General features: G+C 60.8%; 10 protein-coding genes. 5 read left to right on the top strand and 5 right to left on the bottom strand.

The genetic code is table 11. The annotated features are described in order from the left end of the window. Window positions 1–12 precede the first annotated feature (12 nt). Window positions 13–1,515 carry an ATPase domain-containing protein gene (locus ORL50_RS17455; protein WP_266016766.1) on the bottom strand — a complete coding sequence of 501 codons (1,503 nt, stop codon included), beginning with the start codon at window positions 1,513–1,515 and terminating at the stop codon, window positions 13–15. A 377-nt stretch (window positions 1,516–1,892) separates the two neighbouring features. Continuing rightward, the gene (locus ORL50_RS17450) at window positions 1,893–2,948 is read right to left on the bottom strand and encodes a tetratricopeptide repeat protein (protein WP_266016764.1); all 1,056 of its coding nucleotides are present in this window, start codon (window positions 2,946–2,948) and stop codon (window positions 1,893–1,895) included. 150 nt (window positions 2,949–3,098) lie between these two features. On the opposite strand from ORL50_RS17450, the gene ORL50_RS17445 reads away from it, so the two are divergent. Genes ORL50_RS17445 through ORL50_RS17435 form a run of 3 tightly spaced genes read left to right on the top strand, consistent with a single transcriptional unit; the run spans window position 3,099 to window position 6,394 of the window. Continuing rightward, window positions 3,099–5,234 (top strand): FUSC family protein, encoded by a 2,136-nt coding sequence (locus ORL50_RS17445; protein ID WP_266016762.1) that lies wholly within the window; start codon window positions 3,099–3,101, stop codon window positions 5,232–5,234. Beyond that, window positions 5,224–5,424 (top strand): DUF1656 domain-containing protein, encoded by a 201-nt coding sequence (locus ORL50_RS17440; protein WP_266016760.1) that lies wholly within the window; start codon window positions 5,224–5,226, stop codon window positions 5,422–5,424. The genes ORL50_RS17445 and ORL50_RS17440 overlap by 11 nt, the downstream gene beginning before the upstream one ends. A gap of 4 nt (window positions 5,425–5,428) precedes the next feature. Beyond that, a complete protein-coding gene (locus ORL50_RS17435; RefSeq protein WP_266016759.1) occupies window positions 5,429–6,394 on the top strand; it encodes an HlyD family secretion protein in 966 nt (321 codons plus the stop codon). 204 nt (window positions 6,395–6,598) lie between these two features. Here the strand turns inward: ORL50_RS17435 and ORL50_RS17430 are convergent, their stop codons facing one another. The 3 genes from ORL50_RS17430 to mexE are packed head-to-tail and all read right to left on the bottom strand — an operon-like array spanning window position 6,599 to window position 12,465. Next, entirely contained in the window at window positions 6,599–8,020 is a 1,422-nt protein-coding gene (locus ORL50_RS17430; protein WP_266016757.1) for an efflux transporter outer membrane subunit, read from the bottom strand. Further along, window positions 8,017–11,196, bottom strand: coding sequence for an efflux RND transporter permease subunit (locus tag ORL50_RS17425; protein WP_266016755.1), 3,180 nt, complete (start codon window positions 11,194–11,196; stop codon window positions 8,017–8,019). Before ORL50_RS17425 ends, ORL50_RS17430 begins: the two co-directional genes overlap by 4 nt. Before the next feature lie 15 nt (window positions 11,197–11,211). Continuing rightward, window positions 11,212–12,465 carry a multidrug efflux RND transporter periplasmic adaptor subunit MexE gene (gene mexE / locus ORL50_RS17420; RefSeq protein WP_266016753.1) on the bottom strand — a complete coding sequence of 418 codons (1,254 nt, stop codon included), beginning with the start codon at window positions 12,463–12,465 and terminating at the stop codon, window positions 11,212–11,214. 340 nt (window positions 12,466–12,805) lie between these two features. Here mexE and ORL50_RS17415 point away from each other — a divergent pair, with 340 nt between their 5' ends. Together ORL50_RS17415 and ORL50_RS17410 are read left to right on the top strand one after the other, a co-directional pair. Then, the gene (locus ORL50_RS17415) at window positions 12,806–13,123 is read left to right on the top strand and encodes a helix-turn-helix domain-containing protein (RefSeq protein ID WP_266016751.1); all 318 of its coding nucleotides are present in this window, start codon (window positions 12,806–12,808) and stop codon (window positions 13,121–13,123) included. Further along, entirely contained in the window at window positions 13,116–14,375 is a 1,260-nt protein-coding gene (locus ORL50_RS17410; RefSeq protein ID WP_266016749.1) for a type II toxin-antitoxin system HipA family toxin, read from the top strand. The genes ORL50_RS17415 and ORL50_RS17410 overlap by 8 nt, the downstream gene beginning before the upstream one ends. The last annotated feature ends 49 nt before the right edge of the window (window positions 14,376–14,424 follow it).

Here is a 14,424-nt window from a genome sequence, read left to right as displayed (position 1 = left end):
CCACCGGAGCCGTCACGGAGCGTCATCCCCGAGCAGCGGTTTGCTGGCCCCCATGTACGTGGGCACGCCGCGCAGGACCCCCTGGAACGCATCCAGCGGTTCACCGATGGTCATGCCTTTGCCACTGATGCGGTATTCACGGATGGTTGATTCGTGGCTGCCGGTGCGTTTCTTGATGATCGAAATCGCCCGTCGAACCTTGCCCAGCGCTTCGAAATAGCGCAGCAGGATGACCGTGTCGGCCAGGTAGGTGATATCCACCGGTGCCTGCATGTCGCCAACCAGGCCGTGCTGGGCCACCGTCATGAATGTCGCCGCCCCCTGGCGGTTGAGGTACAGCAACAATTCGTGCATATGCAGCACCAGCGCATTCTCTTCGGGCATGGCGGCCTGATAGCCGTTGATGCTGTCGATGACCACAGTCTTGATTCCGCGCTCATCGACGCAGCGGCGCACCCGGTGGGAAAACTCGCCAGGGGACAGCTCGGCCGCGTCTACCTGCTCGATCAGCAGGTTGCCGGTGTCCTGCAGGGCCTTGAGGTCGATGCCCATGTTCTTCATGCGCTCGAACAGCAGCCCCAGCTCTTCGTCGAAAATAAACAGCGCGGCCTTTTCCCCGCGCAGCACTGCCGCTGAGGCAAAGATCATCGAGATCAGCGACTTGCCGGTACCCGCCGGGCCCAAGATAAGGGTACTGGAACCAGTTTCGATACCGCCGCCGAGCAGCGCATCAAGTTCTTTGATGCTGCTGGTCAATTGCGTCCGAATGTACTTACCACGGTGTTCAGCCGCCACCAGGCGGGGGAATACATGCACACCGTCGCCCATGATGGTGAAGTCGTGGTAACCGCCGCGGTACTTCTGGCCGCGGTATTTCACCACCCGAATCCGCCGGCGCTCGGCGCCATAGTTGGGCGTCAGCTCTTCGAGGCGAATCACCCCGTGAGCCACGCTGTGCACGGTCTTGTCCAAGGATTCTGTGGTCAGGTCGTCCAGCAGCACGACGGTAGCGTCGTAACGCACGAAGTAGTGCTTGATGGCGAGGATCTGCCGGCGGTAGCGCAGGGAGCTCTGGGCCAACAGGCGGATTTCGGAAAGACTGTCGAGCACCACGCGGGTCGGCTTGACGCGCTCGACCACTTCGAAAATCTGCCGGGTAGCTTCGCCAAGTTCCAGGTCGGAGGAATACAGCAGGCTCTGCTGGTGTTCGGCGTTCAGCAGGCTTTCCGGTGGGGTCAGCTCGAAGATATGGATATTTTCATCCAGCTCCCAACCGTGGGACCGCGCCCCTTGGCGCAACTCTCGCTCGGTTTCCGAGAGCGTTATGTACAACGAGCGCTCGCCGGCTCGAGCGCCGGCCATCAAAAAATGCAAAGCCACCGTGGTCTTGCCGGTTCCGGGTTCACCCTCCAGCAAAAACACATGTCCGCGGGACAATCCACCGGCCAGGATGTCATCCAGACCCTCGATGCCGGTGGCGGCCTTTGCACTGAACAACTCGTTAGATGTAGACAAAAAAAGCCCTCTCATGACTAGGGGAAGCGAGGCCGCAGGCCTGAAGTGCCTGCTCGGACTGCCTGATCACTTGACCTTGTGCCATCACTACGGTTCCACACTGATTGCAGGTTTTGGCAAATTTTGGGCTTTGGCTGAATTTTGGGCTTTGGCTATTTTGGGAGCAAAGCTTGCTCGCGATCGCAGTTTGTCATTCAGCATCAATGATGAATGTATAGCCGCCATCGCGAGCAAGCTTTGCTCCTACAGAGTTCGGGATGTATGCGGGATTTGGGCTCGACTCAAATCCGTAGGAGCCCGGCTTGCCGGCGATGGCGATCTTGGGGGCGCCATCGCTGGCAAGCCAGGCTCCTACGGGAAGCGGGGTGTACGCGGCATCAAAGCCCCTGCTGCAATGCCGGATCATCCGGATTCATCTGCTCAAGCTGCGCCAGCAAAATCTGCACATTCTGCAACTGGCCGCTTTCCTTCCAGTAATTGATCAACAACACCCGGGCCCGACGGTCGGCGGGGTGGCGTTGGACGATCTCCTGCAGCTGTTTCTGCGCCGCTTCCAGCTCCTGCTCATCATGCAGGGTGGTGGCCAGGTCATAGCGGTAGTCCTTGTTATCGGGCTCCAGTTCGACCGCCTTGGATAACCCCAACACCGCGTACTCACTTTGCCCGTGATGCAACAGCCACATACCCAGGGCATGCTGCAGGTACGCCGAGTCCGGCTGGGCTTTGAGCTGTTTGGCCAGCAGCAGGCGGGCGGCGTCACTCTGGCCTTGGCGGTCCAGCACATCGATCTGCATCACCAATGCCGGCAGGTTCGCGGGGGCCAGGCGCAACGTGTTGTCCAGAGCCTGCTGTGCTTCCTTCAGGTCACCGTTATGCAGGTGCAGGCGAGCCAGCTGGTAATAGTTGTCGGCACTTGGCGGCTGAGCCTGCAAGTCCAACTCCCAGGCGTCGATCGCCTGTTCCAGTGGCCCGAAATACAAACCAAGGTCATCCGGCGAAAGGCCGAGCAGGGCATTGACTGCGGTATTGCGCACGGCCTGATCGCCGTCATCGAGCAACGGCCCGATCAACAGGCTGCGCTGGCCGTTGGGCACCAGGGCGCTAATACTCTTGATGGCGGCCACGCGCACTGCAGGCGATTCATGCTGCAAGTCCGCATCCGCCAGTTTCAGGGCGACCGAGCTTGGGTAGTTAGGCAGCTCGGCATGCAGCCAGATTCGCCGCTTGTCAGAGATGTCCGGGCGCGCCAGTTGTTGATAGAGCACGCGCGCCGCGCCAGGTTTGCCGGCGCGGGCCTGCTCCAGCGCTTCGCTGTAACCGCGCTTGATCGCAGGAGGGACTTGGGGGGTGGTGCTGCGCAGGAAAAACCAGGCAAGCACGACGGCGAACAGCACGCAGAGGCTGATGATCAGGTAGCGGCGGGACTGGGGCATGCAGGAATCCATTGCTGACAAGCTTGTGCAAAGGCGTCAGCTTCGGTCAGGCAGCGCCCGGAGTCAAACCCTGACATGTCTCAATCATAGGCGTCGACAGACTGCCGGCAGTGACTACGCTTGCTGGAACATGCGTAGTCGAGCTTATCCATGCAGCCGCTGCTTGAATATTTCAAGGCAATGCTCAACCCCGGACGAGGGGTGCTGTTGTTCGCCTTGAGAACCATCGTCGCCGGCCTGTTAACCCTGTACCTGGCATTCCTGTTTGATCTGGATCAGCCGAAGTGGTCGATCATGGCGGTGGTCATCGTCAGCCAACCCCTTGGAGGCATGACCCTGGCGCGCAGTTTCGGCCAAGTCATCGGCACGACGCTGGGTGCCGTGGTCGCCGTGCTGATCATGGCGATCTTTCCCCAGGCGCCGCTGCCATTCATCCTGACCCTGGCCTTGTGGCTGGCCCTGTGCACTGCCGGGGGCACGTTGTTGCGCTACACCAGTTCCCAGGCATTTGTGTTGAGCGGCTACACGGCGGTGGTGGTGGCCTTGCTGGCGGTGCCGGACCAGGATGGAATCTTCCTGCTAGCCGTCACCCGGGTGACCGAGACGTTGCTGGCGGTGGCCTGCGTCTGCGTGGTCAGCCTGCTCACGGCGCGCCCGGAGACAGTCGCCCGAGACTACTTCAGCCGGATCGACCGGGTGATCAAACTGCTCGCCACCCACGCGGGTGCAGTGATCCGCACCGAGGAAAGCGAGGCGGATTTCCAGCGTCGGCAAATGCAGCTGTTAGGCGAAATCAGCGCGCTGGAAGGGGTGCGACGTCACCTGTATTTCGATGCACCACGCCTGCGTAGCGCTAACGGACTCGTGCAGCTGCTGGGTAACCAGCTGGTGCTGCTGACCTCACGACTGACTGCGCTGCGTCATCAGAGACAACTGTTGACCGAGCGCTGGGAGGGCGATCTGCCGGAAGAGATCTTGCAGATACGCGCGCAAGAGCTGCAGTTTCTCGACGAACTGGCCCTCAAGGGACGCTCGCTTTCGGATCAATCCCGCCAGCATTTCAGCCTGCTGCAACAGCGTTTTGATGAGCTCGCCTATCGCGCCGAGCAACTGACCGAGACGATGCCCGCAAATTTGCGCTCCCTGGCCTGGTCGCTGCGCTGGGAGCAGGCGCGGCTGCTCGAACAATTGGGGCAGATTCTGGAGCTGAGCGATGCCATCCAGGAGGAGCGCCAGGCCAGCTCCGTGTTCCGTGGGCAGGATAATCCGCTGCATCTGGATTTCACCCTGGCCAGCATGAACGCGGTGCGCGCGTTTACGGCATTGGCGGTGGCGGGGCTGATCTGGATCGAAAGCGGTTGGGATGGCGCCCGGGGCGCGATGGTGCTGGTCGGTATCCTGTGCTCGTTGATGGCGACATTCCCGCGACCGCTGTTGGCGGCGCAGAGTTATGCCCGAGGGCTGGGATTGGCCCTGGTGGTCTCGGCGCTGTATCAATTCATGCTGGTGCCGATGATCAGCGATTTTGAAATGCTGGCTCTGTTGCTGGTGCCCTTGCTGTATGCCGTCGCGGTGGGACTGGCCAGCCCGCCCACCACAGGCACCGGGATTGGCCTGGGATTATCGACCTTCCTGCTGCTGGGCCCGCAGAATGTCGGGGTCGGCCAGAACACCGCCATCCAGTGGTTCGAATTCGCCGGCGCGTACATCTGCGCAACGGCCCTGGCGTTGAGTGTGTATGCGCTGATCTTTCCGTTCCGACCGGCCTTGCGCATTCGCCGCCTGTACTTCGAGAACCGGGCCCAGGTGTACGCCTTGCTGAAAACCCCGCCAAGCGATGAACAACAATTCGCCTTCGAGAGCCGTATGGTCGACAGGGTCACCACGATGCTCGGTTTGCTGCCGGCGGCGAGTGACAAATCCTCCAGGGCATTGTTCGAATTCAGCCTAGGCTGCATGGCACTTGGTGTGGCGCTAAACCAGCTACGACAACAAGGGCAGGGCAATCCATTGCTGAGCGACGAGGTTCAGCGCCGCTTGCTGGCCACCGTGCGTGAGACCGGGCGGCTGGTTGCCGGCCGCCAGGGCATCGAAGTGGCCGCAGTGCTGGGTCGCCTGCACCACCTGGGTGATTATCTGGACACCCTGCATTCAGGCGCGCATCAGCATTTGTGGAGCGTGTTCCGCATGCGGGTCGCGCTGCTGATCGTGGTGTCGTTCCTGGAGCGCCACCAGGCGCATTTTCAAACGGTAGACGTGGATGGAGTAGCCGATTTTGCCCATTGATCTGGAAATTGGCGGAGTGTACCTGCCACCTATCGCCCAGGCCTTGTTACTGGCCCTGGCGGTTTTCATTGCCCTGGACTGGGCCCTGCGGCGCATCGGCGTACTGCGTTTCGTCTGGCACGAGGCGCTGTTTGAAGGCGCGCTGTATGTGTGCGTGTGTGCCGCGCTGATTCTGGTGATGGGAGCCTGACCCCTTGAAGAAAATACTGCCGCGTTTAACCACCCTCGCAATGGTCCTGCTGGCCTTCGTACTCGGCTGGTTTGCCTGGGATCACTACACCCGCGCGCCCTGGACCCGGGATGCGCGGGTGCGTGCCGACGTGGTCACCTTATCCGCCGATGTAGCGGGGCGCATCGTCAGTCTTGGCGTGCAGGACAATCAACACGTTGCCAAGGGCCAGTTGCTGCTGCAAATCGACCCGGCCCGATACACCCTCGCTGTTGAACATGCCCGCCGTGCGGTGGAGGTATCGAAGGCCACCCTGGGCCAATCCGAAGCGACTATCGTGTCCAGCGAGGCATTACTCAAGCAGCGTGAGAGCGAAGAGAAGCGCCGGCGCAAGCTCAAGGAAGGGTTCGCCATTTCAGGGGAGGAGTGGGAGAAATCCAGTACCGAGGTGGCCGTGGCGAAGGCCGAGCTGCTGCGCAACCAGGCGAACCTGGGGTTGGCCCAGGCCAATGTGCAATTGGCGATCGCGGCGCTGACCCAGGCCGAACTGGACCTGCAGCGCACCCAGGTGCTCGCCCCGGTCAGTGGTTATGTCACCAACCTGCTGACCCGCGAGGGTGACTATGCGGCGGCGGGCGGCGCATTGCTGGCGCTGGTGGACAGTGATTCGTTTTACGTGGCGGGCTACTTCGAGGAAACCAAGTTGCCGCGGATCCGCGAGGGTGATCGGGTGAGGATTGAATTGATGAGCGGCGAGACCTTTGGCGGCACCGTGCAAAGCATCGCCTTCGCCATCGCCGACCGGGAGAACCTGCCAGGTGGACGGTTGCTGGCCAATATCAACCCGAGTTACACCTGGGTCAAGCTGGCGCAGCGGGTGCCTGTTCGTATTCAGATCGACGCGGATTACGCCGCGAAAAACCGGTTGAGGGCGGGGACGACGGCTACCGTGACAGTGCAGGAAAACACCGATCCTGAACATCACCCATAACACCTGTAGGAGTGAGCCTGCTCGCGATGGCGGACTTACAGTCAGTACCCCATCGTGTGATCCACCGCTATCGCGAGCAGGCTCACTCCTAGAGGAATACGATTCGACTCCCAAAACAGCGCACAAAAAAAACCCCGCGACCGAATGAGGCGCGGGGCTAAAAAATTGGTTGGTTGCGGCCAACCAAAGGGGCTCTTGAAACTGTTACTGGCTGGCGACCGTCTCCGGTGCCCAGCCGCCGCCGAGGGCCTTGTAGATCGCGACGATGCCGCGGTACAGATCTACTTCGGCCTGGGCCTGGGTGTCCTCTGCGGCCAGACGCTCACGCTGAGCGTCGAGCAGCACGAGGAAGTCCGCCGTACCTTCGCGGTAGCGGATTTGCGCCAGGTCGGCGGCCGCACGGCTCGATTCACTCTGACGAATCAGCGAGATCAGCCGTTGTTGCCGTTTGCCGTAGTCGCTGAACGCGTTTTCCGATTCCTCCAGGGCCAGCAGCACTTGCTGTTCGTAGGTCGCGAGTGCGCCTTCGGCATCGGCGTCAGCACCGCGCAAACGAGCGCGCACGCTGCCCAGGTCGAACGCCGCCCAGGTGATGCTCGGGCCCAGCGCCCAGGCATTGGCTGCCGAGGAGCCGATCTGCGAACCGCGCCCGGCAGTAAAGCCGAGGAACCCGCTGAGGCTGACCCGGGGAAACAGATCAGCCTTGGCCACACCGATCCGCGCGGTGGCCGACGCCAGCCGGCGTTCGGCACTCAGGATGTCTGGGCGGCGTTGCAGCAATTCACCCGGATCACCGATCGGTAGCGCCTTGGCGATGGCAGGTAAATCTTTGGGGCTCAGGTCGACGCTGAGGGTGTCCGGGCGCTCGCCCAACAGAGTAGCGATACGGTTTTTCTGCCGCACCTGCTCGGCCTGCAGCTGCGGCACACTGGCTTCTACTGAGGCCAGGCGCGCATCGGCCCGCTCGACATCAAGCTGATCGCCGACGCCGGCATCACGCAGGCTGATGGTGATTTTGCGCGACTCCTGCTGGTTGTTAAGGTTCGCCAGGGCGATCTTTTCCCGCAGTTGCGCGCCGCGCAGTTGACCGTAGGAGTCGACCAGCTCGGCAATCATGGTGACCTGCAGCTGGTACAGATCGGCCTCGATCCCTTGCTGTTCGGCGTCGGCCGATTCCAGGTTGCGCTGGATGCGGCCGAACAGATCAATCTCCCAGGCCATGTCCAGGCCCAGGTCGTAACGTTCGCTGTTGACCCGCTGGGTCGTCTGGCCCGGAATCTGCCCCTTGCCCAGGTCGCTGCTGGCGCGACTGGTGATGGTTGGCATGGCGTCGTTGCTGACATCGTCACGGATCGCACGGGCGGCTTTCCAGCGCGCGAATGCCACTCGCAGGTCGCGGTTGCCTTGCAGCGATTGGACCACCAGCTGGTTTAGGGTCGGATCCTCGAACTGCTGCCACCAGATGCCTTCGAAGCGCGAGCGGTCGAAGTTTTTCTGGCCGGCAGCACCATCGGTGGCATTGCTGATGCGTGCCGGTTCAGTCGCCGGGGTCTGATAGTCGGGGCCCACGGCGCAGGCACTCAGGGCCAGCACCAGCAGGCTCGGCAGGAAGGCTTTCAGGCTCATTGTTGCGCCTCCAATTTGAGCGCCTTGGCCGCTTTGCGTTGTTCGCCGCGCTCCACAAAGTTACGAATCAGCACGTAGAACACCGGCGTCAGCAACAGGCCGAAGAAGGTCACCCCGAGCATCCCGGAGAACACCGCCACACCCATGGCATGGCGCATTTCGGCACCGGCGCCGCTGGAGAACACCAGGGGTACGACACCCATGATGAACGCGAAGGAGGTCATCAGGATCGGCCGTAGACGCAGGCGGCAGGCTTCGAGTACTGCGGCCAGCGGGTTCATGCCTTCTTCCTGTTTATCCTTGGCGAACTCGACGATCAGAATCGCGTTCTTACAGGCCAGTCCCACCAGAACGATCAAGCCGATCTGGGTGAAGATGTTGTTGTCGCCCCCCGAAGCAATCACCCCGACAATCGCCGACAGCAAGGTCATCGGTACGATCAGGATCACCGCCAGTGGCAGGCTCCAGCTTTCGTATTGAGCCGCGAGCACCAAGAAGGCCAGCAGTACGCACAGCGGGAAGACGAACAGCGCAGTGTTGCCGGACAGAATCTGCTGGTAAGTCAGGTCGGTCCATTCATAGGTCATGCCGTTCGGAAGTTCTTCCTTGAGCAGTTTCTCGATGGCTTTTTCCGCCTGGCCGGAGCTGTAGCCAGGGGCTGCCGCGCCGTTGATTTCAGCGGTGATGAAGCCGTTGTAGTGCATCACGCGGTCCGGCCCCGAGGTGTCGCTGACCTTGATGAACGTCGCCAGCGGGATCATCTCGCCTTTGTTGTTACGCACCTTGAGCTGACCGATCTGGTCCGGTTCGAGGCGGAACTGCTGCTCGGCCTGGACGTTGACCTGATAGGTGCGGCCGAAGCGGTTGAAGTCGTTGGCATACAGCGAACCCAGGTAGATCTGCAGGGTGTCGAAGATGTCGCTGACCGCCACGCCGTGGGTCTTGGCTTTTTCCCGGTCGATGGCAGCATCGACCTGGGGCACGTTCACCGTGTAGCTGGTAAACAGGCCGGCGAGTTCCGGCACGTTGTGGCTCTTGTTGATGATGTTCATGGTTTCTTTGTACAGCTCGTCGTAGCCCAGGTTACCCCGGTCTTCGATCTGCAGGCGGAAACCGCCAATGGTGCCCAGGCCTTGTACCGGCGGCGGCGGGAAGATCGCCATGTAGGCTTCCTGGATTCCGGCAAACTGGCCGTTCAACGCACCGGCAATCGCACCGGCCGGCATGCTTGGGTCCTTGCGCTCATCGAACGGCTTGAGCGTGACGAACACGATGCCGGCGTTCGGGCTGTTGGTGAACCCGTTGATCGACAGGCCAGGGAAGGCCACCGCACTTTCCACGCCAGGCTGTTTCAGGGCCAGGTCGGACATGCGCTTGATCACGTCTTCGGTGCGATCCAGGCTCGCCGCATCCGGCAGTTGGGCGAATGCCACCAGGTATTGCTTGTCTTGGCCGGGCACAAAACCGGTAGGCGTGTTGGCGAAACCAAAGAAGGTCAGCACCATCAGGCCGGCGTACAGGATCAGGGCGATGCCGCTGCTGCGGATAACCCGGGCGACCGTGCCGACATAACCGTGGCTGGCCTTGTCGAAGAAGCGGTTGAACGGACGGAACAACCAGCCGCCGAACAGTTTGTCGAGTACCCGGGAGAAGCGGTCTTTGGGTGCGTCATGGCTCTTGAGCAACACCGCCGCCAACGCCGGTGACAGGGTCAGCGAGTTGAAGGCCGAGATCACGGTCGAGATCGCAATGGTCAGGGCGAACTGTTTATAGAACTGCCCGGTGAGACCGGAGATGAACGCAGCCGGAATGAACACCGCACACAACACCAGCGCGGTGGCGATGATTGGCCCGGTCACTTCACGCATGGCGCGCTTGGTGGCCTCGACCGGCGTCAGCCCCAGTCCGATATTTCGTTCGACGTTCTCCACCACCACGATGGCGTCGTCCACCACGATCCCGATGGCCAATACCAGGCCGAACAGTGAAAGGGCGTTCAGCGAGAAGCCGAACAGGTGCATCACCGCGAACGTACCGATCAGCGATACCGGGACCGCCACCAACGGAATGATCGAGGCGCGCCAGGTTTGCAGGAACAGAATCACTACCAGGACAACCAGGATCAGTGCTTCGAACAGGGTGTGAACCACCGCCTCGATGGAGCCGCGCACGAAAATCGTCGGGTCATAGACGATGCTGAAGTCCATGCCTTCCGGGAAGTTTTTCTTCAGCTCCGCCATCTTGTCGCGGACCTGGTTGGAGATGTCGATCGCGTTCGAACCCGGACGCTGGAAGATCGGGATCGCCACCGCCGGCTGATTGTTCAGCAGAGAACGCAAGGCGTACTGGCTGGAACCCAGTTCTACCCGGGCGATGTCCTTGAGGCGAGTGATCTCACCGTTTTCGCCGGAGCGAATGATGATGTTCTCGAACTCTTCCTCGGACACCAGGCGGCCCTGGGTATTGACCGACAACTGGAACGCGGTGGCATTCGGAGCGGGCGGGGCGCCCAGGGCACCGGCAGCAACCTGGCGGTTCTGTTCACGAATCGCGGTGACCACATCGGTAGCGGTGAGGTTACGCGAAGCGGTCTTGTTCGGATCCAGCCATACCCGCAGCGAGTAATCGCCCATGCCGAACAGCTGCACATCACCGACACCGCCCAGGCGCGCCAGCTCATCCTTGATGTTGAGCAGGGCATAGTTGGACAGATACAGCATGTCGTAGCGTTGGTCTGGGGAGGTCAAGTGCACAACCATCGTCAGGTCGGGCGAGGCCTTGTCCACGGTGATACCGATGCGCGTCACTTCCTCGGGAAGCTTGGGCTCGGTCCGGGTCACGCGGTTCTGCACCTGCACCTGCGCGTTATCCAGGTCGGTACCCAGGGCAAAGGTGATGGTCAGGGTGATCTTGCCGTCGGCGGTGGACTGCGAGGACATGTACAGCATGTTCTCGACGCCGGTGATGGCTTGCTCCAGGGGAGCCGCCACGGTTTCGCCGATGACTTTGGGGTTGGCGCCGGGGAAGTTGGCACGGACCACGACAGTCGGCGGCACCACTTCCGGGTATTCGCTGATCGGCAGCTGGAACAGCGAGATCGCACCGGCAATCAGGATCAGCAGCGACAGTACCGCTGCAAAGATCGGCCGGGATATGAAGAATTGGGAAAAATTCATCGGAGTTGTCGTCCCTTAACCGCGTGGAGTCGCGGCAGCCACTTTCACAACCGAACCCGGCGCGACCTTGGCAGGTGCGACTTGGGGCAGGTTGCTGGCTTCCAGCGCTTGTCGTTGTTGGGCGAGTGCCGCGAGGGTTTGCTCGCTGGCCATCGGGATCACTTCAGGCGTCACCGGGGAGCCGGGACGGACCCGTTGCAGGCCCTTGACGATCACCGTGTCATCTTTGCTCAGGCCGCTGCGCACGATGCGCAACCCTTCGATCTTCGGCCCCAGCTCAACGGAACGGTAAGCGGTGTTGTTGTCGCCATCCATCACCAGCACGAACTTCTTGCCCAGATCAGTACCGACCGCTTCGTCGTTGATCAACACCGCAGAGTAGGTGCCGCTGCCGACCAGTTTCAGCCGCGCATAAAGGCCCGGGGTATAGGCGCCGTCAGTGTTGTCGAAGACCGCGCGACCACGGATGGTGCCGGTTTTCGGGTTGACCTGGTTGTCGACGAAGTTCATCACGCCCTGATGCGGGTTGCCTTCTTCATTGGACAGGCCGAGGTACACCGGAGTGGTTGCGCCGCGTTTGCCCTGGCGAGCGAGCTGGGTGTATTTGAGGAACACACGCTCATCGGCATCGAAATAGGCGTAGACCTTGTCGGTGGACACCACGCTGGTCAGCGCCGTGGTATCGGCGGTCACCAGGTTGCCGGCGGTGATTTCCGCACGGCTGACGCGACCGCTGATGGGCGCGGTCACTCGGGTGAAACTGAGGTTCAGTTTGGCCAGGTCGAGCTGCGCTTGCAGGGCACCGACCGCTGCGCGGGCTTCTTGCGAAGCACTGGTGCGCGAATCGGCCAGCTCGGCGGAAATCGCATTGCTGCTGCGCAGGCGCTCACCGCGCTGGGCTTCGTTTTCACTGCGGGTGGCGTTGGCGCGAGATTGAGCAACCAGGGCTTCGAGGCGGCGGACCTCTGCCTGGAACGGACGCGGGTCGATCTGGAACAGCAGGTCACCTTTCTTCACCAACGCGCCTTCGGTGAAGGCAACTTCATCAATCTGCCCGGAAACCCGCGGACGAATTTCAACGGTCTCCGGTGCTTCGAGGCGCCCGGTGAATTCGTCCCATTCGTTGACTGGCTGCTCCAGCACCTTGGCAACGCTGACCTTTGCAGCAGGCATGGCGGCCGCTGTCTCCGGCGCCTTGCCGCAGGCGCTCATCACCAGTACGGCCAGCACGGCCAACGGGAAGCGCAAATGTTTGAGTGACTGTTCCATGGATGCATCCGCCAATGTATTGAGAATGGACGGATGATGATCGGCAGGGTTGTATCGCACGAATCGAATGAAGCGAAGGTAACTATCATTCGGAATGATATAAGACCGGACGAAGCCCTCTAGCATGCACCTTTCGTTAGGTGGCTATCAATACGCTTGATGGAGATTGTTTGTTGCGGGGCGTGTAAGGGTGGAGGCGGGCGCGAGATGGATTAACTCCATTATTCTGTGTCTAATTTGTGTTCTTCCGATATAAAGACCAGAATAAAGGAATTAAGTCAGCTTTTTAATTAAACCTCATCACTGCAGATTTAGGCGCTCCTGCGCCGGAAGACACATTATGTTGGATTTAAGCTTCAGCAAACCGGAGGAGATCGTCAGGCGACTGTGCGCACGCCTGCGTACCGAACGGTTAGCGCAGCAGATGACTCAGGCTGATGTGGCCGGGCGCGCCGGAATCGGCACCAATACTGTGTCCAACCTGGAAGCTGGACGCAATGTGGGGTTCGAAAGCCTGGTCCGCGTGGCGATGGTTCTTGGGCGAACCAAAGACCTCGAAGGACTGTTCCTGCCCAAGCTGGAAAGCCTTGATGACATTCGCCGCTACGAAGCCAGTGCCACGCGTTCACGAATCAAGAGGAAGCCTGACAATGCTTGAGCAGGTTGACGTTTACTACACCGGCTGGGGCGAACGTTGGCTGTGGGGTTCGCTAGTGTCCACGACTGCCTTGACCGGTCGGCCGCAGATTGTGTTCGAGTACAGCAATGAAGCGAAGGAGCGGGGCCTGGAGCTGTCGTCCTATTTGCTTCCATTGCTGGGAGACAAGCTGCGCAGAGGGTTCCCCAGCCATCAGTTGGGCTTGCCGGGGCCGGTCTACGATTCTCTGCCTGACGGCTGGGGCATGCTGTTGATGGACCGTCTGTTCAGGCGTCGTCGACTCAACCCGGCGCGAATCGGGCCTCTTGAGCGCCTGACGTTTGTTGGCGACAGTGCGATGGGCGCCATGTCGTTCGAGCCCGTCGAACCCGAAGTGATGCCAAACGAAGAACCTGTATCCCTGGACCTCTTAGCGGCTGAGGTGCAGGAAGTTCTCAATGGCGAAGGCGGGGAATTCCTGCAGAAACTGCTGCAGGTGGGCGGTTCTCCTCAGGGAGCTCGGCCAAAGGCACTGCTCTATCGGGATAATCGGACCGGAGTCTTTACCACTGCGCAAGTGCGAGGCTTTGAAGCTTGGCTGGTGAAATTCCCGGCGAAGGACGAACACCCCGAGGTGTGCGCGATTGAAATGGTTTATGCCGAGTGCTTGCGCCTGTGTGGCATCCAGACCCCGGACACCCATTATTTCAGCTTGCCCAACGGGCTGGCGGCCTTCGCCACCAAGCGCTTCGATCGCCAGGACGGCCTGCGTGTACCGATGCAGAGCCTTGCGGCCTTTACCGGGGCGGACTTCCAGACGCCAGGTGTTCTGGATTACGTCAACTTCCTGCGTGCGACACAAATGTGCACCAACGACGTCCGAGAGAAAACGCTAGCGTTTGAGCGGGTGGTTTTCAACGTCGCATTTAATAATCGGGACGATCACCCCAAAAATTTCGCCTATGTGATGTCGCGCTCCGGGGCCTGGAAATTGGCGCCGGCCTACGATGTGACGTTTTGCGAGGGCCCCGGCGGGTATCACCAGATGGATGTGATGGGAGAGGCCCTGGCAGTCAGTCGCAAGGACATGCTCCAACTAGCCCTTGAAGCAGAGGTCCCTGAGGGCAGGGCAGGCGATATGATTGACGGTATTTGCCAGGTGGCCAGCCAGTTTGCCACAGTCGCTGAACAGAGTTTTCCAGGATTGATTACACAAGAGACCTTGCGCAACATTCAGGATCGCATCGATCAAAATATTCAGTTGCTTGGCTGAAGGTTTAGCTCCGGAAAGCCGCGGAAAACAGCCCAGCGTTACCTCAAGG

Source organism: Pseudomonas sp. RIT-562, assembly GCF_026241895.1.
Lineage (GTDB): Bacteria > Pseudomonadota > Gammaproteobacteria > Pseudomonadales > Pseudomonadaceae > Aquipseudomonas > Aquipseudomonas mandelii_F.
This window is presented reverse-complemented; position numbering and strand designations above follow the sequence as displayed.

What these genes read in the sequence shown, in the direction of transcription:
- ORL50_RS17450 (WP_266016764.1), bottom strand. Translation starts at nt 2,948, where the DNA reads ATGCCCCAGTCCCGCCGCTACCTGATCATCAGCCTCTGCGTGCTGTTC.
- ORL50_RS17445 (WP_266016762.1), top strand. Translation starts at nt 3,099, where the DNA reads ATGCAGCCGCTGCTTGAATATTTCAAGGCAATGCTCAACCCCGGACGA.
- ORL50_RS17430 (WP_266016757.1), bottom strand. Translation starts at nt 8,020, where the DNA reads ATGAGCCTGAAAGCCTTCCTGCCGAGCCTGCTGGTGCTGGCCCTGAGT.
- ORL50_RS17425 (WP_266016755.1), bottom strand. Translation starts at nt 11,196, where the DNA reads ATGAATTTTTCCCAATTCTTCATATCCCGGCCGATCTTTGCAGCGGTA.
- mexE (WP_266016753.1), bottom strand. Translation starts at nt 12,465, where the DNA reads ATGGAACAGTCACTCAAACATTTGCGCTTCCCGTTGGCCGTGCTGGCC.
- ORL50_RS17415 (WP_266016751.1), top strand. Translation starts at nt 12,806, where the DNA reads ATGTTGGATTTAAGCTTCAGCAAACCGGAGGAGATCGTCAGGCGACTG.
- ORL50_RS17410 (WP_266016749.1), top strand. Translation starts at nt 13,116, where the DNA reads ATGCTTGAGCAGGTTGACGTTTACTACACCGGCTGGGGCGAACGTTGG.